Source organism: Chroococcidiopsis sp. TS-821, from assembly GCF_002939305.1.
Lineage (GTDB): Bacteria > Cyanobacteriota > Cyanobacteriia > Cyanobacteriales > Chroococcidiopsidaceae > Chroogloeocystis.
In genome coordinates this window covers 1,429,077-1,451,611 of record NZ_MVDI01000001.1, presented here as the reverse complement: position 1 = coordinate 1,451,611, position 22,535 = coordinate 1,429,077, and the positions used below count along the sequence as shown (strand labels likewise).

The following is a 22,535-nucleotide window of genomic DNA, read 5'->3' as shown; positions in this document are numbered from 1 at the left end:
GTAAAAAAAATTAAGATGGTTGTAGATTTCGTAGGTATGCATTAAGTAAGCTAAATGACATATCACAACCTTCATCTTTTAGGTAATGGGTAATTGCAAATGTCCATTACCAATGACTTAATTATCACCCTTTTATTTACTCAAATCAGTTTAGACTGCTCATGGTGTGGCCTTTTAAGCCGTCATTTCGGAAACAAATTGCGCGAATTGAAATTACAGGGGCGATCGCCAGTGCAACTCGCAAGCGAGTCCTCGATGCCCTCAAAACAGTTGAAGAAAAACGTTTTCCTGCTTTACTGCTACGCATTGATAGCCCTGGGGGGACAGTTGGCGACTCTCAAGAAATTTACAGTGCTTTAAAGCGCCTGCGCGATAAAGTAAAAATTGTTGCTAGCTTTGGTAATATCTCCGCTTCTGGTGGCGTTTATATTGGTATGGGTGCGCATCACATTATGGCAAACCCTGGCACCATTACCGGAAGTATTGGCGTGATTCTGCGGGGCAATAACCTCGAACGCCTGCTGAAAAAAGTTGGGGTGTCGTTTAAGGTTGTTAAGTCAGGTCCCTATAAAGATATTCTGGCATTTGACCGCGAATTAACTCAACCCGAAGAGAATATATTACAAGAATTAATCGATACTAGTTATATTCAATTCGTACAAACCGTTGCTGAGGGGCGGAATTTGTCTGTAGAGACTGTGAAAAGTTTTGCTGATGGCCGGATCTTTACAGGGCAGCAAGCATTAGAATTAGGCGTGGTAGACCGTCTCGGTACGGAGGAAGATGCCCGTCGTTGGGCAGCAGAACTTGTAGGGCTAGATCCAGAAAAAACTTTGTGTTACACGTTAGAAGAACGCAAGCCATTGCTGACACGGCTCATTTCCGGAAATAGTCAAATCTCGTCCTGCATATCGTCTGGAATCGATTGGGTAGAGTTTGATCTTTCTACCAATGGTCTTCCGCTATGGTTGTATAGACCGTAATATTGGCAATGACGATCGCGCGACGGCAGCGACAAGCAATGTGTAAAAGGAGATTTAGCGTGGAGTGGCAAGTTCGAGCAATTCGCGGTGCAACAACGGTTACAGAAAATACCTACGAGGCAATCCGAGAAGCCGTGTTAGAACTACTAGCAGAAATTGAAGCACGAAACCAACTCGAACCCAGTCAAATTATTAGTGCGACATTCTCAGTCACCCGCGATCTTGATGTTGTCTTTCCCGCAGCGATCGCCCGCGAACGTCCGTGCTGGGATAACGTTCCAATGCTCGATGTACAGCAAATGCACGTTGAGCGTAGTTTACAACGGTGTATTCGCTTACTACTCCACGTTAATCTACCCATTTCGCACACTCAGATTTATCACACCTATTTGCGTGGTGCAAAATCCTTACGCCCCGACTGGAATTTATCCCCAAAGAGGAGTGAGGGGCGCAGCGCATCGGCTGCTAGTGAAGCACTAGCATAGTTAAAACTCGAACTGTCAAAAGCTCGTTACACTTAGTTTCTATAGCTTCGAAGAAAGTCGGAAGCCCCTAAACCTATACAACTTTAACCTACCCAAAAATAAACGATAGTGAGTGTCAACCCCGTTAGCGGTAAGCCAAACCGCAAGTGTTCCCAAAACGTGAGTTGGTAACCTAGTCTCGCGGCGGCTTCTGCTGTAATCAAATTAGCCACAGCACCAAATAACGATAAGTTTCCGGCCAAAGTTGCACCTGCTGCTAGCATCAACCACGATCGCGTATCTTCTCGCGCAATGAACGGTTCAATCAAAAGCACTGCGGGAACGTTAGAAATGAGATTTGATAAAATTGCGGTAACTCCGATTAAGCCAGCGGGATCGTCTACCCACGCGGTAAATGGGGCTAACAGATTCAGTTTTTGCGTACCTCGCGTCAGAATAAATAAACCGGAAAACATCACGAGCAAATTCCAGTCGATTTCATTAAGAACGCGTTCGGGTTTCAACCGCCGTGTAATTAACAACAAAGCCGCAGCGAATAACGCCGCCTCAGCTAGCGGAACACCTAAGACAAAACTTGTCAAGAGCGCTAAGGTAATAACAACGCTTTTGATAAATAGCGGTCGATAGATGCGGTAACTAACTGGTGTTGCTTCGCCGGGAACCGCTTGTAGCGATCGCACTTCAGGGTAGTACCACCACAACAGCGCAATTTGCAAACACAATCCTACCACCGCTACCGGCGCCAGAACGCGGGCAAATTCAACATAACCGATTCCTGAAAACGAACCAATCAAGATATTTTGCGGATTACCGCTAATTGTGGCAACCGAGCCAATATTTGTTGCCGCTGCCAAAGCTAATAAATAAGGAATTGGATTGAGTTTCAGCGTTTGCGCGAGCGAAAGTGTTAAAGGTGTAAAGACGAGTGCTAGCGTATCGTTAAGCAGAAATGCCGAAAGAAACCCGCTGCCAAAGGTTAGCACAACTAATAGACCAAAGGGGCTGCGCGTTAGGTGTAAAAGAAACGCCAGCGCGACTTCAAAGAAACCTGCATAAGCAAGATTCGCATTAACGATCATCATACTTAGCAGGAAAACAATCGTTCTGGGGTCAATCGCCTGCCATGCTTCAGAAAGAGTTAGTACGCCCAAGGCAATGAGAATCGCAGAACCGACAAGCGCGATCGTCGCCCGATTCATGCGTAACCCTGGAAAGTAACCCAAACCCAAGCCTAAGTAGGTTAAGGCGATCGCCCCAATGCTGGCGTAGTGCAAAAAAGTTGCCACAGATTAAAAGCAGCTAGGTAGCAAAGTCGGTCATTGGTAACTGGTAATTGGCAAACGCGTCCATTACCCAACAAAAATGTCTACTTATTAATGACTTCTGGCAGTTCCTCTTGATGATGATGGAAGCGAATACCGACAAACACATCATAAATAAAATTCCAGAAATCTTTTTTTCCTTGAAGAATGCCTAAAGTTTGCGGAGAACCTTTCGCATCTAGTAGCGGCTTAGTCGCATAGTAAGCTGGTTGGTAGTTGTACCAGGGAATTGAAGGCCATAGGTGGTGAATTAAGTGATAGTTTTGCCCCATAATCAATAAATTTAGGATGGGATTGGGGTAAACGCGGGCATTTGTCCAGCGATCGCGCGATCGATGCGGACGATGCGGCAAATAGTCAAAGAATAAACCTAGTGCTAATCCCACAATTGCGGAGGGAATAAACCAAAAATTCAGCACATAGCCCAAGAAATGGTACTGAATTGCCACCCAGAAAATCGCGATGACAATCAAACGACCAATAAACCATTCTAATAATTCATAATTGCGCCACAGCTGCCGTTTGAAGAAAAATACCTCGTGATAAAAAAATCGAGCATTAATCAACCATAGCGGACCTGCGGTAGAAACAAAATAATCAGGATCGTTGTCGGGATCGTTAACATGGGCGTGATGCTGCAAATGGACCCGCGTAAAGACAGGAAAGGAAAATGCTAACATCAGCGCACTTCCATGCCCTAAAATCGCGTTAATTAGGCGGTTACGGTGAGCAGATTGATGACACGCATCGTGAATGACTGTACCCGCGATGTGTAAAGCCAGCACATTCGTTGTAAAGCAGCACCAGTGCGGCCATTCCCACAGCCAGTAGCCTAAGTTAGACAATACCAGCATGACGACTGCAGCTAAAAACATTGTGACTGTAATATTGAGACCCCCTGGCGCCATTAAAAACTCCTTGGGGACTGTCATTGGCTTTTGTGCCTCTGACATGAGCATTTTTAAACTCCTTTTGCAGAAGGTATTGAGTAGTGTATGATACGGCTATCTCAATATTAAAGTTTTGTATAGCAGAAGTCATGATAGATGCGGATTTATCTACGAAAAAACCGCGCTTAAAACAAATTTACGGGGCTAATACTATTTCATAATTTTTGTAATGAAGGAATTCGTATGTAGTATGAATTTTGGGGTTTGCATCTGTTGCCAAAATGTAGAGAATAGGCATAATTTCTCCCCAACCCCGGACCTTTGACCTCTGACCCCTCACTATCAGGAATAGCCTCAATGCAACTACCAGGTTCCTCCCCACGTCGAACAAAAATTGTCGCCACAATTGGTCCTGCTACCAGCCAACCCGAAGTACTACGTGCGTTAATCGAAGCAGGCGCAACAACACTACGACTGAATTTTTCGCATGGCACGCATGCAGATCATCTGCGTAGCGTCCGCATGATTCGCCAAATTGCCTTTGAACTCGACCAACCTGTAGCGATTCTCCAAGATTTACAAGGACCAAAAATTCGTTTGGGAAGGTTTGAAACTGGTTCAGTCGTCGTGTGTAAAGGGGATGCCTTTACCCTTACGAGCAAGCCAATCGTTGGTACACAGCACAAAAGTTGCGTGACTTACGATAACTTAGCGCAAGAAGTCCCTGTCGGCGCGACAATTCTCCTCGATGACGGTCGAGTCGAAATGGTTGTTAAAGAAGTCGATTCCTCTGCCCAAGAATTGCATTGTCGCGTTGTTGTGGGTGGAGTACTTTCCAATAATAAAGGAGTCAATTTTCCAGGAGTCTATTTATCAATCAAAGCTCTGACGGAAAAAGATCGCGAAGATTTGATGTTCGGTCTCGATCAAGGAGTTGATTGGGTAGCACTTTCGTTTGTGCGTAACCCGCAAGACGTTTTAGAAGTAAAAGACTTAATTTCCAGTACCGGTAAACAAGTCCCAGTCATTGCCAAAATCGAAAAGCATGAAGCGATCGAACAAATGGAAGCGATTTTGGCTCTGTGCGATGGTGTCATGGTAGCCAGAGGAGATTTAGGTGTAGAACTTCCCGCTGAAGATGTTCCCATCTTACAAAAGCGATTGATTGCAACGGCAAACCGCTTAGGTATTCCGATTATTACAGCAACACAAATGTTAGACAGCATGGTACACAGCCCGCGACCTACTCGCGCAGAAGTTTCAGACGTTGCCAATGCGATTTTAGATGGAACCGACGCCGTTATGCTTTCTAACGAAACTGCTGTGGGTAAGTATCCTGTGGAAGCTGTCGCAACAATGGCACGAATTGCGGTAAGAATTGAGCAAGAACAAGCAATAGCTGCAAATCCACACAAAATTAAAGATACCCGCCACTCGATTCCAAATGCGATTAGTCAAGCTGTAGGTCAGATTGCAGAACAGTTGGGAGCCGCAGCAATTATGACGCTGACAAAAACGGGTTCGACTGCACGCAATGTTTCTAAGTTTCGTCCGACAACACCAATTCTGGCAATTACACCACACGTCGATATTGCGCGTCAATTACAACTTGTATGGGGCGTTAAACCCTTGTTACTTTTGGATTTAGCTTCGACAAATCAGACGTTTCAAGCAGCGTTGAATGTCGCTCAGGAAAAGCAGCTGCTCAAACAAGGCGATTTAGTTGTGATGACTGCAGGGACTCTCCAAGGTGTTTCCGGTTCTACAGATCTCATTAAAGTTGAAGTCGTCAAAGCAATTCTCGGTCGCGGTCATGGCATTGGACAAGGTATTGTAAGTGGACGGGCGCGAGTAGCATACGATGCGATGGATGTGGGCAAGTTTAATCCTGGGGAAATTCTCATTGCCTCCAACACGAATGCAAACTATGTCGAAGCAATTCGCAAAGCCGCAGCGATCGTGGTTGAGGAAAATAGTTCAACATGTCACGCTGCAGTGATTGGCAAATGCTTGAACGTACCAGTAGTTTATGGCGTTACACAAGCTACAGAAGTCATTCGCGACGGGGCAATATTGACATTAGATGTTCATCGGGGATTGATTTATTCAGGAGTTGTTTAACTCGATTAATACAATGTAAAATAAATACCCCTTCCCGGCTCTTCACAAAGTAATTAACCCTTAATCATTGAGCTAATCGATGTTTATAGTCCTAGTTGTCAATAGAGTTGGGACATTATAGCAGCTGACCCCTAGTATAACCGCTAAGGTCTTTTCCGTTGAACAGACCTTAAACTTCTATCGCAATGGTCTGTTTGGTTAGGACATTATAGAAGAGACGCTTGAGTGTTAGCCAAAGGCGAAGTGTTAGCGTTGGGTTTAGGAAAGCATTTAGTCCAACCTTAAATATTCCATTTTTTTCCCTAACCTCCAACCTCTGATTTCTAACCCTCACTATATGCCAGAACATCACGAATCAATTGCGCAACATTACCACGATCGCACTAAGTATCACCCTGAGACGATCGCCGCTAAAAGTCAAGGGCTAGATTGGAGTAAGCAACCAGTCCCGTTTAAAGAATACAAAATTGGTACCAGTTATGACTTAAAACCTTACATCCAAGAAGAAAATCTTGCCTTTTCTGATGAACCTGTCGCCTTATGGTGGCGACGGTTATCGCGACTCTTATTTTGCAGCTATGGGCTAACGGCAAAATTGCCTAGTATGATGAACCCAATTTATCTACGGGCTGCACCTTCTGCGGGTGGTTTGTATCCGGCTGAAGTTTATCTAATTTCGCGCGGAACACCGCTACTTCCTGCAGGATTGTATAACTACCAACCACAAACACATTCATTGGTTCATTTCTGGGAAAATGATGTCTGGCAATCTTTGCAAACGGCTTGTTTTGGACACTCCGCATTAGAGAAAACCGATTTAGCGATCGTCACCACAGCCGTTTTTTATCGTTCAGCATGGCGCTATCAAGACCGCGCGTATCGCCGTATATTTCTCGATACAGGTCACTTATTGGGAAATATTGAGTTAGCCTGTGCGTTGAATGACTATCGAGCGCATTTGATCGGCGGTTTTGCTGACGAAACGCTCAATCAATTACTCTACCTCGATGCTAAACAAGAAGGCGCGATCGCCGTTGTCGCCTTAGCCGACTTACTTGACGTCCAACAAAATTTTCCTGTAGGAATCACAGCTTTACCTTCTGCTAAGCAGACAAACTACCCCCATATCCCTGATGGCGAACTTTTAGGTTTCTGTCACCGCGCGACGCAAATTGAACCTGATGCAGAGGCGGATAAGTTTCCAGCAGTGACGCCTACTACCTCGTTAGAAGACAAGTACAACTTTCCTTTTTGTCTCAAAGTTTCTACTGCAACGGCGCCCATCGACTGGGGCTTAAATCTCGAAGGATTAGAACGCACGATTCTCCGGCGACGTTCGACTCGCGCTTACAGCGGTGCGGAGTTAACTTTAGATGAACTCAAAGCGTTACTTGATTTTACGTATCAACCGCAAAATTACGTCGAACAAGGTTTAGATGAGTCTCCCGATTACTTCGACTTGAATTTAATCGAAACTTTTATTGCTGTATCAGGAGTAAGGGGGTTAGAAGAAGGCTGCTATTACTACGCACCCAAAGCACAAGAATTGCGACAAATTCGCTTTAAGAACTTCCGCCGCGAGTTGCATTACCTCTGTTTAGGGCAAGAACTCGGTCGCGATGCTGCTGCTGTCTTATTTCACACCGCTGATTTGAAAACAGCAGTTACGCAGTACGGCGATCGCGTTTATCGCTATCTACATATGGATGCTGGACATCTAGGACAAAGGTTAAATTTAGCAGCAATTTACCTCAATTTGGGTGTAAGTGGAATCGGTGGCTTTTTTGACGATCTCGTTAATGAAGTATTAGGAATTCCCGCAGAAGAAGCCGTCGTTTATATTACGACAATTGGACGGCAACGATAACGAATTAGCTTATATATTTGGAACTTTTATGATATTAAATAAATTAAGTTGGGTATCTTAACTATAGCGGCTAGGGCGATCTAATACATAAACTTATAAAAATTATTCTTTCTTGAGCTTTTCTATAGTGAGTAGGTATTTCCAATTGATCTGGATCTTCAGTCATTCCTCTTGTCGATTGGTGGTAACGCTTATCTTGTAGCTGGAGATGGTAATTATTTAGGGTTAGTTTCTAGCGATTAGTATCATCGCGACTCTATTTGCAACTCGTATAGTCAGTATGGCGGTGATAACAGTAGATTCAGTCTACGAAATGAGTTCGGGAAGTAGGGAGGACAATTTGGAAGCTATAGCCCCTTACAATCCTTTTTGCACTAACCCACCTAAAATTGTTTATGAAGATAGAGTAGTTTTGCAAGTAACTAAAAATGAATTCTATAGCTCTCCTGATAGAGTACCAAGTATAGCTCCTGATTTTCTATTTGACATTTTGCTGTTTAAAAGAATCAGAATACGAAAATTCCAAAGTAACGCTATCTTTTAATGCTTTTGACTTTCAAATTCAGATTGCTGAACTTTATGAAGGTATCGATCTTAATGCTTGAGATAAAATGCGAGCAAGTTTAATGACTTATTAGAACTTCCTATTACCAATTATCCATTACCAACCTACACAAGCAATCCAAATATTTAGACAAATTAAATAAATTACTTTCCAATACAAAACCGACTAAAAATCCGATCGAGAACTGACTCGGTAACTTCTTCTCCGGTGATTTCTCCTAAAGCTTGAATAGCCCCTCGCAAATCAATCGTCCAAAAATCTAGAGGTAATTGCTGTTTGATTGTGAGTTGTACTTGCTCTAAAGAAGCTTTAGCACGAGTCAGCGCAGCGGCTTGACGCTGATTAATTGCTAAGTCGGTATCGGCTGAGTAAACTTTTCCGGTGTGGACTGCCGTTAAAATAACTTGTTCCAAATCTTCAATACCTTGATTTTTAGCCGCCGCAGTTGTCACAACGTAACTTATGCTATTTGGATATTTCACGGCTTCTGCTGAAGCTAAGTCAGTTTTATTAATAACTAATATCAACGGACGATGTTGTACTTTTTGATAAATTTCTGCATCCGCCGTCGTCCAACCCGCAGTTGCATCGATAGTCAGCAATACTAAATCCGCCACCGCAGCGCTAGCAAGCGATCGCTCAACACCAATTTTCTCTACTTGGTCTTCAGTCGCTCGAATGCCAGCAGTATCTAATACTTGTATTGGAATACCACCCACGACTAACTGCGACTCAACAACATCGCGCGTTGTCCCTGGTAAATCGGTCACGATCGCGCGATCGCTGCGACTCCACGCATTGAGTAAACTTGATTTTCCTACATTCGGACGCCCGACAATCGCGACTTTTAAACCGCTCCGCAACAGTTCACCGCGATCTGCTGTTGCTAATATTTGCGTGACTCGTGCTAAAACTTCTGCAAGTTGCGATACTATTTCAGTATAATCCAGCGGCGGCAAATCTTCCTCAAAATCGATACGCGCTTCAATTTCCGCAAGAAGGTCTAAGCATTTAGCGCGCAATTGACGAATCGGATGCGCTAATTTACCTTGTAATCCAGCCAATGCAGATTGAGCTGCTTGCGGCGATCGCGCTCCTACTAAATCAGCAATGCTTTCGGCTTGAGTCAGGTCGAGTCTACCATTCAAAAAGGCACGTAAGGTAAATTCTCCAGGCTGTGCGAGTCTTGCGCCTTGTGCTAAACACAACTGTAATACCTGCTGCACTGCCATAATGCCACCATGACAATGAAACTCCACAACATCTTCGCGTGTATAAGAACGCGGTGCTTGCATAATCAGTAGAAGTGCTTCATCGACAACTTGTTTGGTTTGGGGATCGCGAATATAACCATAGAGAATGCGGTGTGATTCCCAAATTTGTCGCCCAGGGGCGTGAAATAACGCTTGCGCAATCGCTAAACTTTCCGTACCAGATACCCGCACAATACCCACACTGCCTTGTTGTGGCACAATAGCAGTTGCGATCGCCGCGATCGTTGTTCCTAGTCCCTCGTATGTCACGCTTTCGTTGAACTGAAGTTCTTTGCACTATGCTAAACATTTTAAGAGAGGTCGGAGGTTAGAGGTTGGAGGTCAGAAAATTTATCTTGATAGTTTGTTATTTGCTATTAAAATTACACGCCTGATGTTGAATATTTCGCAAGTTTTAGCACAAGAATTATCACTTAAACCTTTCCAAGTTGAAAACGCACTTGAATTATTTGCCGAAGGTGCGACGATTCCTTTTATTGCGCGTTACCGCAAAGAACGCACTGGGGAGATGAATGAAGTACAACTGCGCGAATTAGCAGAAAGGTACGCATATTTAACAGAATTAGAAGCAAGAAAGACAACAATCTTAGATGCGATCGCTTCCGCTGGTAAACTCACCGATGAACTGAAACACAAAATAGAAACGTGTTTGCAAAAGACTGAATTAGAAGATCTCTATCTTCCGTATCGACCAAAACGAAGGACAAAAGCAACGATCGCGAGAGAAAAGGGATTAGAACCACTAGCAGCATATATTAAATCTTTAAATTCAAGAACTGCTACGGTCGCCTCATTAGAAAAAGTTGCCGTAGATTATATTTCCGAAGAAAAAGACGTTAAAACAGCCGCAGACGCACTCAATGGTGCTGCTGATATTCTAGCCGAAGAAGTTTCGGAAAAAGCTGATTTACGCGCCTATATTCGAGATTATCTCGTTGAAAACGGCGTATTTAAATCTCAAATTAAAAAAGAGTATCCTGAAGGAACCACTAAGTTTGAAACTTACCGAAATTTTAGCGTTAGAGTAAAAGCGATAGCCCCGCATACTCTTCTAGCACTACTACGTGGTGAAAAGGAAAAAGTTTTAAATTTAGAACTAGCGTTCGATGAATCGGAAATATTCGCGACTTTAGCTGCACGAGAAATCAAAACGAAAGTTCCAGAAGTTCGCGATTTCTACCGCGCAATGCTCAAAGATGCATTTAACCGTTTAATGAAAGCGTCTTTAATAAGTGAAGTCATTGCCCAAAAGAAAGCCGAAGCTGATATCGAATCGATTAAAACCTTTGAAACAAATTTGAGAGAGTTACTACTATCTCCACCAGCAGGAATGAAGCCCACACTGGCTATCGATCCTGGTTTTCGTACTGGGTGTAAAGTTGCAGTGCTAGATGAAACAGGAAAGTTTTTAGAGTATCAGGCGATCTTTCCACACGCTTCAGCCAATGAGCGATCGCAAGCTGCAAACACACTTAAAAAGTTAATCGAAAAATATAAAATCGAACTAATTGCAATTGGTAACGGTACAGCTAGCCGCGAAACTGATGAATTTGTATCAGAAGTTTTAGCTACAATCGAACGCAAACCCATCAAAGTTATCGTCAATGAGTCGGGCGCGTCGATTTACTCAGCAAGTCAAGTTGCCATTGCAGAATTTCCCGACCTTGATGTTACCGTACGCGGTGCAATTAGTATCGGTCGCCGCTTGCAAGACCCTCTAGCCGAGTTAGTAAAAATTGATCCTAAGTCAATTGGTGTTGGACAATATCAACACGATGTCGATCAAAAGTTACTTAAAAAGAAACTTGACGAAACCGTAGAAAGCTGTGTTAACTACGTTGGTGTCGATCTCAATACTGCTTCTAAAGAACTATTAACTTTTGTTGCAGGAATTAGTCCAACAGTTGCTAATAATATTGTTACCTATCGCAATCAAAACGGTGCTTTCAAACAGCGTCGCGAGTTACTGAAAGTTCCGAAGCTAGGACCAAAAGCGTTTGAGCAAGCTGCTGGTTTTTTAAGAATTCGTGGTGGGGAAAATCCTTTAGACAATACCGCTGTTCATCCTGAAAGTTACGGTGTTGTCGAAGCGATCGCCGCAGATTTAAATATATCTCCCGTAAATATTACTCAAAACGCTCAAAAGCTCAAATCGATTTCCTTGAAAAAGTATGTAACTGAAACCGTTGGCGAACCCACCTTACGCGATATTATTAGCGAATTAGAAAAACCAGGAAGAGATCCGCGCGCTGAATTTAAATATGCAACTTTTAAAGCAGGAATTAAAGAAATTAGCGATCTCAAAGTTGGTATGGAATTAGAAGGTATTGTGACAAACGTCGCTAACTTTGGTGCTTTTGTTGATATTGGCGTTCACGAAAATGGTTTAGTTCACATTTCGCAGCTATCAGAGCGCTTCGTCAGCGATCCAAAACAAATTGTTAAAGTTGGGCAAATTGTGCGAGTGAAGGTTTTAGACGTTAACGAAAAACAAAAACGAATTGGTTTATCTATGAAAGCAGTTAAAAGTAATAGTTAAAAGTAATACTTATAGCAAAGCCAAGAGTAACTAGCAACTAGTAACTAGTCATTAACCACTAACTAATAACAGTGCAAAATACCAATTTGTATTATACACAAATGCTACTTTGAATGAAGGCAGTAGCTGCTTCTGTTTGTAAGGGTTGAGAAAATAAAAAACCTTGACCATACTCACACCCAATGCTCTGAAGTTGCCGAAGTTGCTCAGAAGTTTCAATTCCTTCGGCAACAACCTTCATATTTAAGTTATGAGCCATTTGCGTAATAGTGTAGACTATTTCGGTCTTTTCATTAGGACTTCCCATTCGCTTAATAAAAGAACGGTCAATTTTCAAAGCATCAATAGGAAAGTTATGAAGATAGCTGAGCGAAGAATAGCCTGTTCCAAAGTCATCAATGTACAATTGAATTCCCAAATCTTTCAATTGCTGTAACATCTTCGCTGCTAAGTCCGCATTTTCGATTAAGACACTTTCTGTAATTTCGATATTTAAACTTATTCCGTTTAAGCCAGTCTCGCATAAGATCCGGTCAATTTGTTTAGTTAAGTCGGGTTGTGCGAACTGTTTACCCGAACAATTCACATTAATTGTTAAAGCTGGGAGCGCTGTAAATTGTTCTTGCCAAATACGTGTCTGGTGACAAGCTTGATGAAGTACCCAGTAGCCGATAGGAACAATCAAGCCTGTTTCTTCAGCAACAGGGATAAATTCTGCAGGTGAGATCGTACCGCGCGTTGGATGGTTCCACCGCAGCAATGCTTCAAAACCGCTAAGTTGATTATTATGTAGCGAGACAATTGGCTGGTAATAAATGAGTAATTCTTGACGTTCTACAGCGCGTCGTAAATCATTTTCTAATTGCAATAAAGCCACTGCGCGTGTATGCATATCTTTATCAAATACTGCATGACGTGCTTTACCAAGCGATTTAGCACGATACATAACTGTATCAGCATCACGCAGAATATCTTCAGCTTGATCGTAGCCAGTCGTACTCAATGCAATGCCAATACTTGCGGTGATGAAAACTTCGTGTCCGTTGAGGTTAAATGGTAGTGTGAGTTCTTTTTGAATTCGTTCGGCTACTAGAGTTGCATCTTTAATATCCTTCATGTCGTCGAGCAAGATGACAAACTCATCACCGCCCAAGCGAGCAACGGTATCTGTAGAGCGCAAACAAACCTCTAATCTGCGGACGAATGCAATCAGTAATTGATCGCCAACTAAGTGACCCAGACTATCATTAACTAATTTGAAGCGGTCTAAATCTAAAAATAAGACAGCGAATAAATAATGACTGCGTCTTTTGGCGCGAACCAAGGCGTGTCCTAAGCGTTGCATGAATAATGTTCGGTTAGGTAAGCCTGTCAGCGAGTCATGAAAAGCTTCGTAGAGTAATTTTTCTTCTACTAGCGTACGTTCCGTAATTTCTGCTTGTAACTCTTGGTTGATTTGCGCGAGTTCTGCGGTTCTTTCGCGTACTCTAATTTCTAGATCGTCGTGTGCTTTGCGTAACGCTTCTTGCGATCGCTTCCGTTCGCACGCCTCTAAAATCACCGATATTAAATCAGCGATGGAAGCTGCAAAATTTTTTTCCTCAATACTCCAGTGGTGTGTAGAACCTACGTGTTCGTGACACACAACTCCTACCATTTGCCCGCCTAGCCAAATTGGTGCATCCAACATGGAGACAATACCATGGGCATTGAGATACAATTTTGCCAGTTCTTTTGTTCGGGGATCGCAGCGTGCATCACAAGTAGCGATTGTTCTTTCTTCTTGTAGTGCTTTAAAGTAGGTAGGATAGTGGGCTGCGGCTAATTCCGCCCCTTGAGAATGCTCGTCAAGACTTTTGCGATACAAGTCGATGCAACGGAGTTTTTTATACAGTTCGTCATCATATAACCACACGCCAACGCGTTCTACCGCTAGTGTATGTGCTGCAGCTTCAGTAATTTCTTGTAAATTAATGTGTAAATCGCTGCAATCGAGCATTTTGTGCTTGGCTAGCTCAGCAAGAACTTTATCGTATTTGTGATAGCGTTCTTGGCTCTGGCGTTGCTCTTCAATCGAATGTTCCAACGCTTCTAACATTTCATTGATTGTACCGGCTAAGTTGGATAATTCGTCTTGTCCCAGAATTGGCAACACGCGTGCTGTAAGATCGCCACTTCTGCCAATATCGTGAACATCCGCACTCAACCGCGATAGGCGCGATAAGATCAGTTTTTCTAATAATAAAAGCGTTGCCACCGCAAACATCAACCCAACGATCGCCAAAGACAACACAAGATGACGAACACTTGCTTGACCTTGTTGATAAACTAATCTCGGTGCATCTACACGTAGTAATAGTGCTGGATTGCCATAGATATCTTTAAGAACTGCGTATCCGGCAATTGTTTGTTCGTCAAGTGGTCGTACTAAGATCGACTCTTGAGGTAAATCTCTAAGGGCAAAACGCACGCGTTGAATATCGCGCGGTACTTGTCTATCGTCAAAGCGATACATCCTTACCGATAAATGAGTCTGTTCAGCTAGCTTTGCGATCGCCACATTATCTAAGTAACGACCCATAATCAGGGTTCCTCGAATCGGACCGCGACTTTCACTATCAAGAATCGGTTTTGAGGCAATCATCATTGCACCTTCAGGTAGCATTACCAGCCCTAATATGGAACTTTTGATACTTGAATGTTCTATAACTGTTCTTGCGGCAAGATGTTTTCGAAAGCTGGGTAAAAGATCAATCGCCTCTCTACGTTCCAAATCATAGCCCTTGTCAAAAATAATTCTTCCAGATACGTGAACGTAAAGCATCAAATTTAGCCTTAACCGATTGATGCTGACATCACTAAGATAAGTTTTGATGTATTTCTGATTAAAATCTTCTACAAAGGCGTATGTTTCGTCCCATTCTGCCCAGTCGCGTGCTGTTAAACTCAGTTTGGCAATTTCGTCTGATAACGCGTCCTGTACTCTTTTAACGTTGTAACGAGCATCTTGCTCTTCTAACCTCGAAAAACCACGTAACAAAAGTGCTGATGATGTAGCGTAAATAACCCCAATTAGACTGACGAGCGTGACAGTAATTAGTAATAGTGTTTTTTTCCTAAGTGTCATGTGTGCAATCTAAGGGATTAAATCAAAAACTAGCAGAACGCATCCTCACTTTCAAATATTATTCTGATTCATAATACCCAAAGAACCATCAAACTTTGCTCTTCACTACCGTACATCTACCCTAATTAGGGGTAATTCGCAATTGATCCTAGTAAAATATCCGTAAAATTACGATTGTTTTTTCCTAGAGCATACTTGTTACAATCTTCAGTTTACTACTTTGAATTCGTCTAATATTTTTTTGATATCTAACACTTAGTAATAGTTTATTTTCACTTATAAGCTGTCGCTAAAGTAAACAAATGCTTGTTTAGCTTATTGTTTTCTTAAGTCATTCGTATAAAGATTTATTAAGTACGGTGAATACACTGAATGAAGCTTTTACTGAGTTCAAATCCTATCAGTAAATTCACGATTGTATCTCAATAAAGATAGCGTTAAATTGACCTTGTTCAGCGAAAAATACTTTGTCAAGCACATCGTTAAGGCTGAAATACAAGCTCGATAATTTTCCGTTGACGCAAAATAATTGTTTTGCCGTCCACGAAACTGAGATGTTATGCAATCTAAAAAATCATTGAATCTTGATATTTCACAGCTTATATGTAACCAAAAGGCAGAAATTCATAACACAAAAAGATTCATCAACAATGATTTTTGATGAACAGAAACATTAAGTTTTCATCATTTCTGATTCCGTAACGATTTGCCCACTCAATCGCATATTTGGGATAAAATGATAGAATTATCTAAAGTTGTTCGCTTGGCTAAAAAGGAAAAGTTCTACATTGGCAAGAGTAAATTTGGTCAAGGACTCTTTGCTAGAAGAAATATTGCTTTAGGAGAAACAATTTTAAAATTTACTGGCGATATTATTGATTTTGACAAAGCAATTCTCAAAGCTCCAAGGTACGAAGGCGATCCGCTACAAATAGGCAAAAACTTGTATGTCAATTTAGAACCGCCAGGTCGGTTCGTCAATCATTCTTGCGATCCTAATGCTGGAATTAAAAATGATGTAGACTTAGTAGCCCTGAGGCATATCCGTGCAGGTGAGGAGATATACTTCGACTATTCTACAACGATGGATGAAGATTATTGGGTAATGCAATGCGGATGTGGCAGCGTACATTGCAGAAGAGTTATTAAAGATTTTAAGCATTTACCATCGCATGTAAAACGCAAGTATTTAGAGTTGAATGTGGTGCAGAATTTTATTGCAATTCAATACGAAACCACAGCTACAGCAAAATAGTTATGACGCGCTTGCTAAATCAAAGACATCATCAACCCAGATACGTAGCCTTTGCTCTTGGATAGTGCAACAAATTGCCAGCGTACATTGCTGCTAGCTCAACCTTCTCTGCTATTGTATGCAACTTTCAGTAGAAGTCGCCTAGAATTTCTGCTCGAAATTAAATTAATGTGAAGAGTGCGACTACAGCTGTATCAGGTATACTCAGCACCAGTAGTGAGTAATGCTAAGCCAAAAAACAAATGCTGCCAGTTAAGCAGACGATTTTAGTTACTGGAGGAGCAGGCTACATCGGCTCCCACGCAGTAATGGCACTGCAACGTGCTGGATATGAGGTAGTCGTTCTTGATAACTTGGTGTACGGGCATCAAGATTTAGTAGAAAAACTGCAGGTAGAGCTAATTGTGGGAGATACCAACGATCGCGCGCTGCTCGATGAACTCTTTGCCACAAAAAAAATTGCTGCAGTAATGCACTTTTCTGCCTACGCTTATGTGGGAGAGTCAGTAACCGAACCAGCGAAGTACTATCGCAACAATGTCATCGGCACTCTAACTTTATTAGAAGCCATGCTGGCAGCATCTGTAGATAAGTTCGTCTTTTCCTCGACTTGTGCTACCTATGGTATCCCACACCAAATTCCGATTACTGAGGATCACCCCCAGAATCCCATAAATCCATACGGTGCCTCTAAATTGATGGTAGAAAGAATTCTCAGCGACTTTAGTCATGCTTACGGTTTAAAGTCAGTGTGTTTTCGCTACTTCAATGCTGCTGGAGCCGATCCTGATGGTTTGCTAGGAGAAGACCACAACCCAGAGACGCACCTGATTCCACTCGTCTTACAGACTGCTCTGGGTCAAAGGCAATCAGTATCGATCTATGGCACAGATTATCCTACGAGTGATGGAACCTGTGTTAGAGACTATATTCACGTCATGGATCTTGCCGACGCGCATATCCTGGGTTTGGAATATTTGCTGCAAGGGGGAGAAACGACAGTTTTTAATCTAGGGAACGGCAGTGGTTTCTCAGTGAAAGAGGTGATCGATACCGCCAAAACTGTTACTGGTAAAGATATTAAAGTTGAAAGTAGCGATCGCCGTCCTGGAGACCCTCCTATTCTCGTTGGCAGTAGCGAGAAAGCGAGAAAAATTTTAGATTGGAAACCCCAATACTCTGACTTAAAAGATATCATTAGTCATGCTTGGCGTTGGCATCAGCAGCGACACGGATAGAACTGTATTAGGAGTGAGGAGCGTAGAATTTTACCGTTCTTGGAGAGTAGGGTTAGAAGCTAGGGATTGAATGATAAATAATGAATAATAAATATTAGAAATAAGAGTTGTGATTCACCTCAAATTTAATCGCACAAACGAAACCTTGCTTTTTCTAGCAAGCTCCTACCTTGGCAAAGATCGCGTATATTGTCTTGGCAATGATCGCAAGATCGTATAAAGGATGCCATTGCTTTTGGTAGCGCAGATCGAGGTCAACGACTTGTTCAAAATCTTTGATATTCGAACGACCGCTGACTTGCCATTCACCAGTTAAACCAGGCTTGACATTCAATCGTTGCCAGTGACGCTCGTTGTACTGCGCTACTTCATCACCTGTTGGTGGACGAGTGCCCACTAAGCTCATTTCACCAACTAAGACATTCCAAAATTGTGGTAACTCATCTAAACTCGAACTTCTCAAGAAACGCCCTACACGCGTTACTCTGGGGTCGCGTTCGTTTTTGAAGATCAGTCCTGAAGCTTCGTTACTCACTAGCGATTTTAACTGTTCAGCATTAACTACCATCGAACGAAACTTACGAATGTAGAACTTGCGTCCGTGCAGTCCGTAGCGTTCTTGGCGAAAAAAAATTGGTCCTGGGCTATCCAACTTAATTGCGATCGCCACAGGTACAAATACAAGCATTAAAATAAATAGTCCTACTAAGCTGCCAGCAATATCTAATAAGCGTTTAAATACTGAGTTAACGGAGGGGTGAACTTCTTGTGTTAACAAATTGGATGTTGGAGATTCGGCTTGGAACATCGTCACAACTACTTTGTACTCTATTTCAGTAGAATTACGTAAACTCTTTTAAATATAGTTGCTCAAAGCTTCTGCAATCTCATTTTGAGTGATGTTTTGGCGAATCTTCATCAAGGAATCAAGGAAATTCGCTAGGTATAAATTTTATATAAAGAAGTTATACTTCTGAAATTTAGCTGAATCCAGATAGAAAGCAAAAAAACAAGGTGCGATCGCGTTTTTCTATTCTCTCGAAGTTCTTTTGCGTAATAATACGCACGAAGTTACTAGCAATCGCTAAGGGTTTTATATTACCCTAACTCCTGGGTGTTCAATTCTTACCTTGCTCATGTCCTTGCCCAATTGGGTGACACTGTCGCGCCTACTTGCGTTGCCAGTTTTACTTTTTTGTTTAGAAAATCCTACTCCTGACACTCGTTGGTTGAGTGTCGGTATTTTTTTAGTAGCAGCAATGACCGATTGGGTTGATGGATACCTTGCCCGTCGACTCAATCAAATTACTGAATTAGGCAAATTTCTCGATCCTTTAGTTGATAAACTTTTGATACTCGCGCCGTTGCTACCTTTAATTAAGCTAGAACAAGTGCCTGCATGGGGCGTCTTTCTGATTTTGGCACGGGAGTTAACCATAGCAGGCTGGCGCGTGACTCCTAGTTTAACGGGCACTACCGCGATTACTGGCGCTAACTTTTGGGGCAAACTGAAAACGGTGAGTCAGATAGCCGCGATCGCACTTTTGATTGCGCCCTTACCCGTTCATTGGCAGTTACTTTCACTGAGTGCGTTTTGGGTAGCGGTCGCCCTCACGCTGATTTCTGGGGCAATTTATTTACTGCCTGTAACCGATAAAATTTCGTCATCTGTTGAAAAGTCAACTTCAGCAGCGTCGCGACCTGATACAAGATAATCGTTGTGGTACGAGTCTTTTAAACCCGAAATGAGATCGTATTTTGGTTGCCAGTTGAGTTGAGCTTTTGCTTTATCTATCGCTGCAAAAAAATGTTGTACGCGCATAGGGAAAGCTTTTCGCTTGCCAAAATTAAATTGTTTGGGGTCATAGTGGACGATTTGTATTGCTTCGGGTGATTTGCCAGCTGCCACAGCACACGCACGGGCTAATCCGTCAAATGTGACATAGCGATCGCCGGAGATATTATAAATTTCGCCGATGGCTTGTGTAGAACCTAAAACTTGACACATCGCTTGCGCCAGATCGTCTACGTGACCGAACTGCGTTATATATAATCCGTTAGCAGGAATGGGAATTGGGCGATCGCGAACGATGCGATCGAAAAACCAGCTTTCCAAGTCATTGTAATTGTGCGGACCATAAATGTAAGTTGGACGAATTGCTGTAAAGGGAACGCCGATTTTAGCCAAAAAAGCTTCGGTTTCGTGCTTACCGCGATGGCGGCTTTTGGGATCTACGGCATCGCCTTCTTGATGCGGCATCTGGTCAGAGGGCAAATACACTCCTGCTGAACTCATATAGACAAAATGCTGCACGCGATCTTTAAAGATTTCTGCCAAAGGTTGGGTATCGCTGAGTTCGCGCCCGTTATTATCAAAAATAGCGTCAAAGGTTTGTGCAGATAGTTTTTCTTTCAATTCTTCAGGCTGCGTGCGATCGCCTGTGATTTGCGTGACTCCTGCGACGGGAAGCGGTCGATTCCCCCGATTAAATAAGACAACCTCATGCCCTTGGGCAACAAGTTTTCGTGTCAGGTACACGCCAATAAATCGCGTACCACCCATAATCAAAATTCGCATTGTCTTGCTTCCTTGTGCTGCAAACGTAATTTTCTATGAGATTATCAGGTTGCGCTATCAGCTTGGAACTTATTTTTCAACAACAGCGTCATGCCTTCGATTGCCAAGCACAAAAATATAGGAATTGCTTGATTCAAGTACAAAACGCCTACCCAAACCTCGAACTTTTAGTGAATAGCTGTGGCTTTAAAATATGCACTTGTCCATGAGTGGCTCACACCTAAAGCTACTGGTGGTTCAGAACTCGTAGTCCAAGAAATTCTCAAGCATATTGATGCTGATTTGTATGCATTAATCGACTTTGAATCAACTAATCCTAACAGCTATCTGTTTCAACGCCCTATAGGAACAACCTTTTTGCAGTATTTGCCCTTTGCACGCAATGGCGTACAGAAGTATTTACCGCTGTTGCCACTAGCAATCGAACAGTTAGATTTGCGTGCTTATGATGTCATTATCTCCTCTTCGCACACAGTTGCTAAAGGAGTTTTAACAAGTCCAGAACAAATGCATGTATGCTATTGCCATACTCCAATGCGCTTTGCTTGGGAACTGACGTTCGATTATCTTCGCAGTAGCCCCAGTGGTCGGGGATTACCAGGAGTTTTAACGCGATACCTCCTTCATCGAATGCGCCAGTGGGATACATTAAGCGCAAATCGCGTAGATTACTTTATTGCCAATTCACAAAACACCGCACGCCGGATTTGGCGCTGCTACCGCCGCCCAGCAACCGTAATTTACCCACCAGTAAATATTGAACGGTTTCCCCTGGTCAGCACAAAGCAAGACTTTTATTTAACTGTTTCCCGTTTAGTCAGTTACAAAAAAGTATCGTTGATTGTGCGTGCTTTTAACCAACTTAAAAAACCTTTAGTCGTGATTGGTACTGGACCTGAACTCAAACAAATTCGCAAATTAGCACAATCAAACGTTCGAGTTTTAGGAGAACAGCCAAATGAAGTTGTGGAAAAGTACATGGCTGCGGCAAAAGCGTTTGTCTATGCAGCTTATGAAGATTTTGGGATTGCACCTGTAGAAGCTCAAGCTTGCGGTACTCCAGTCATTGCTTACGCTGCGGGAGGCGCGCTAGAGACCGTGCGTTCCATTAGCCAATATCCTGATACAGGAACTGGTATATTTTTTACAACCCAAACCGAAGCAGCGTTAATCGAGGCTATTGAAAACTTTGAAGCTTGTCAAAAAATGTTTCAGCCGGAGTGGATTCGCACTCACGCGACTCAGTTCGCAGCACAGGTCTTTCGAGACAAGTTTCTCGCATTTCTACAAAACTCGTGGCAAGATTACAGTACAAAAAATCAGCACCTATCGGGTTGACGTAATATCTTGGCTGTACTTATGCTCCATTCAGTATAACTTTGGTTGGCTTTTTACTGTTTTTTGATCCCCAATCTTTAAATCCTATTTAAGATTCTGGGATCAAATTCAGGATACCTGGCGTCGTCAGGCTTTAAAATCGGGACTAAGTGTGGTGTGGATTGTTAAGGAGTAAAATGACTGCCCATTCACTCCTCTCAGGCAAAAAATTACGGGCTTTTGTGCAATCTGGTCTTCAGAAGCGATCGCCCAGCGAAAAAAACAAGTTGTGGCGATCGCTATTAGCTTTGACGTTTGCCAAGCAACTGTTGATCGATGTACGGCTTAATTTTGCCAATCGAGAGTTTATCAAAAGGCTGTTTGATGTGGTCTTCTCGCTATCGGTTCTGATTTTGTTTTCTCCGGTTTATCTCTTGTTGGCGTTACTCATTGCGTATAGTTCTGAAGGACCAATTTTTTACGTGCAAGAACGAGTTGGAAAAAACTACAAGCCATTCGGATGCATCAAATTCCGGACAATGGTAACAAATGCTGACGAAATGTTAGTAGAGCTGATGGAAACATCACCTCATCTCCGACAAGAATTTGCCGATAATTTCAAGCTGAAACAAGATCCAAGAATTACAAAAATCGGTCGCTTCTTACGATTAACGAGTCTAGATGAGTTTCCCCAATTTTGGAATGTTCTCAAAGGAGACATGAGCGTTGTCGGTCCTCGCCCTTTAGTAGCCCAAGAACTGTATATGTATGGCTCTCATATCGACAAAGTTTTGACGATTAAGCCAGGAATTACAGGACTATGGCAAGTCTCAGGACGTAATGACATTCCTTACAGTCGTAGAATTCAAATAGACCTATACTACGTCAAGTTCCACAACTTTTGGCTTGATCTGTGGGTCATCATGAAAACGATTGGAGTTGTCATCATGCCAAAAAACAATGGCGCTTACTAG

Annotated in this window: 16 protein-coding genes; 10 read left to right on the top strand and 6 right to left on the bottom strand. The window is 42.6% G+C overall.

Going from position 1 to position 22,535, the window contains the following annotated elements:
- The first annotated feature begins 161 nt into the window (after positions 1-161).
- Both sppA and aroH read left to right on the top strand, forming a co-directional pair.
- Positions 162-983 (top strand): signal peptide peptidase SppA, encoded by an 822-nt coding sequence (sppA, locus tag B1A85_RS06545; RefSeq protein WP_104546059.1) that lies wholly within the window; start codon positions 162-164, stop codon positions 981-983.
- A 59-nt stretch (positions 984-1,042) separates the two neighbouring features.
- Entirely contained in the window at positions 1,043-1,468 is a 426-nt protein-coding gene (gene aroH, locus B1A85_RS06540; protein ID WP_104546058.1) for a chorismate mutase, read from the top strand.
- An 83-nt stretch (positions 1,469-1,551) separates the two neighbouring features.
- Here aroH and B1A85_RS06535 read toward each other — a convergent pair whose 3' ends face one another.
- Positions 1,552-2,754: an anion transporter gene (locus B1A85_RS06535; RefSeq protein ID WP_104546057.1), complete on the bottom strand. Its 1,203-nt coding sequence runs from the start codon at positions 2,752-2,754 to the stop codon at positions 1,552-1,554.
- 80 nt (positions 2,755-2,834) lie between these two features.
- Positions 2,835-3,749 carry a beta-carotene hydroxylase gene (gene crtR / locus B1A85_RS06530; protein WP_104546056.1) on the bottom strand — a complete coding sequence of 305 codons (915 nt, stop codon included), beginning with the start codon at positions 3,747-3,749 and terminating at the stop codon, positions 2,835-2,837.
- Positions 3,750-4,037: 288 nt separating this feature from the next.
- Here crtR and pyk point away from each other — a divergent pair, with 288 nt between their 5' ends.
- Both pyk and B1A85_RS06515 read left to right on the top strand, forming a co-directional pair.
- Positions 4,038-5,801, top strand: a complete 1,764-nt coding sequence (gene pyk, locus B1A85_RS06525; protein WP_104546055.1) for a pyruvate kinase — start codon at positions 4,038-4,040, stop codon at positions 5,799-5,801.
- A 337-nt stretch (positions 5,802-6,138) separates the two neighbouring features.
- Entirely contained in the window at positions 6,139-7,668 is a 1,530-nt protein-coding gene (locus B1A85_RS06515; RefSeq protein WP_104546053.1) for a SagB/ThcOx family dehydrogenase, read from the top strand.
- A gap of 708 nt (positions 7,669-8,376) precedes the next feature.
- Here the strand turns inward: B1A85_RS06515 and mnmE are convergent.
- The gene (gene mnmE / locus B1A85_RS06510; protein WP_104546052.1) at positions 8,377-9,756 is read right to left on the bottom strand and encodes a tRNA uridine-5-carboxymethylaminomethyl(34) synthesis GTPase MnmE; all 1,380 of its coding nucleotides are present in this window, start codon (positions 9,754-9,756) and stop codon (positions 8,377-8,379) included.
- 124 nt (positions 9,757-9,880) lie between these two features.
- Here mnmE and B1A85_RS06505 point away from each other — a divergent pair, with 124 nt between their 5' ends.
- Positions 9,881-12,046, top strand: a complete 2,166-nt coding sequence (locus B1A85_RS06505; protein WP_104546321.1) for a Tex family protein — start codon at positions 9,881-9,883, stop codon at positions 12,044-12,046.
- A gap of 91 nt (positions 12,047-12,137) precedes the next feature.
- Here B1A85_RS06505 and B1A85_RS06500 read toward each other — a convergent pair whose 3' ends face one another.
- Entirely contained in the window at positions 12,138-15,173 is a 3,036-nt protein-coding gene (locus B1A85_RS06500) for an EAL domain-containing protein (protein ID WP_104546051.1), read from the bottom strand.
- Positions 15,174-15,879: 706 nt separating this feature from the next.
- Here B1A85_RS06500 and B1A85_RS06495 point away from each other — a divergent pair.
- Complete coding sequence (locus B1A85_RS06495) at positions 15,880-16,428, top strand: SET domain-containing protein (RefSeq protein WP_168192351.1); 549 nt, start codon at positions 15,880-15,882, stop codon at positions 16,426-16,428.
- Between the two features lie 242 nt (positions 16,429-16,670).
- A complete protein-coding gene (galE, locus tag B1A85_RS06490) occupies positions 16,671-17,666 on the top strand; it encodes a UDP-glucose 4-epimerase GalE (RefSeq protein ID WP_104546049.1) in 996 nt (331 codons plus the stop codon).
- A 154-nt stretch (positions 17,667-17,820) separates the two neighbouring features.
- Here galE and B1A85_RS06485 read toward each other — a convergent pair whose 3' ends face one another.
- Positions 17,821-18,474, bottom strand: a complete 654-nt coding sequence (locus B1A85_RS06485; RefSeq protein WP_104546048.1) for a sugar transferase — start codon at positions 18,472-18,474, stop codon at positions 17,821-17,823.
- A 328-nt stretch (positions 18,475-18,802) separates the two neighbouring features.
- Here B1A85_RS06485 and pgsA point away from each other — a divergent pair, with 328 nt between their 5' ends.
- The gene (gene pgsA / locus B1A85_RS06480) at positions 18,803-19,381 is read left to right on the top strand and encodes a CDP-diacylglycerol--glycerol-3-phosphate 3-phosphatidyltransferase (RefSeq protein WP_104546047.1); all 579 of its coding nucleotides are present in this window, start codon (positions 18,803-18,805) and stop codon (positions 19,379-19,381) included.
- On the opposite strand, the gene B1A85_RS06475 is transcribed toward pgsA, so the two are convergent.
- Positions 19,300-20,244 (bottom strand): NAD-dependent epimerase/dehydratase family protein, encoded by a 945-nt coding sequence (locus B1A85_RS06475; protein ID WP_104546046.1) that lies wholly within the window; start codon positions 20,242-20,244, stop codon positions 19,300-19,302. The two genes, pgsA and B1A85_RS06475, sit on opposite strands and share 82 nt — an antisense overlap.
- 180 nt (positions 20,245-20,424) lie before the next feature.
- Here B1A85_RS06475 and B1A85_RS06470 point away from each other — a divergent pair, with 180 nt between their 5' ends.
- Positions 20,425-21,582, top strand: a complete 1,158-nt coding sequence (locus B1A85_RS06470) for a glycosyltransferase (protein ID WP_104546045.1) — start codon at positions 20,425-20,427, stop codon at positions 21,580-21,582.
- Positions 21,583-21,758: 176 nt separating this feature from the next.
- Positions 21,759-22,535 carry a sugar transferase gene (locus B1A85_RS06465; protein WP_104546044.1) on the top strand — a complete coding sequence of 259 codons (777 nt, stop codon included), beginning with the start codon at positions 21,759-21,761 and terminating at the stop codon, positions 22,533-22,535.

Bases quoted from the DNA above. Each gene is read 5' to 3' on its own strand.
- B1A85_RS06515 (WP_104546053.1), top strand. From the start codon at position 6,139: ATGCCAGAACATCACGAATCAATTGCGCAACATTACCACGATCGCACT.
- pgsA (WP_104546047.1), top strand. From the start codon at position 18,803: ATGTCCTTGCCCAATTGGGTGACACTGTCGCGCCTACTTGCGTTGCCA.
- crtR (WP_104546056.1), bottom strand. From the start codon at position 3,749: ATGCTCATGTCAGAGGCACAAAAGCCAATGACAGTCCCCAAGGAGTTT.
- galE (WP_104546049.1), top strand. From the start codon at position 16,671: ATGCTGCCAGTTAAGCAGACGATTTTAGTTACTGGAGGAGCAGGCTAC.
- B1A85_RS06485 (WP_104546048.1), bottom strand. From the start codon at position 18,474: ATGTTCCAAGCCGAATCTCCAACATCCAATTTGTTAACACAAGAAGTT.
- B1A85_RS06500 (WP_104546051.1), bottom strand. From the start codon at position 15,173: ATGACACTTAGGAAAAAAACACTATTACTAATTACTGTCACGCTCGTC.
- sppA (WP_104546059.1), top strand. From the start codon at position 162: ATGGTGTGGCCTTTTAAGCCGTCATTTCGGAAACAAATTGCGCGAATT.
- B1A85_RS06505 (WP_104546321.1), top strand. From the start codon at position 9,881: ATGTTGAATATTTCGCAAGTTTTAGCACAAGAATTATCACTTAAACCT.
- B1A85_RS06475 (WP_104546046.1), bottom strand. From the start codon at position 20,244: ATGCGAATTTTGATTATGGGTGGTACGCGATTTATTGGCGTGTACCTG.
- B1A85_RS06465 (WP_104546044.1), top strand. From the start codon at position 21,759: ATGACTGCCCATTCACTCCTCTCAGGCAAAAAATTACGGGCTTTTGTG.
- pyk (WP_104546055.1), top strand. From the start codon at position 4,038: ATGCAACTACCAGGTTCCTCCCCACGTCGAACAAAAATTGTCGCCACA.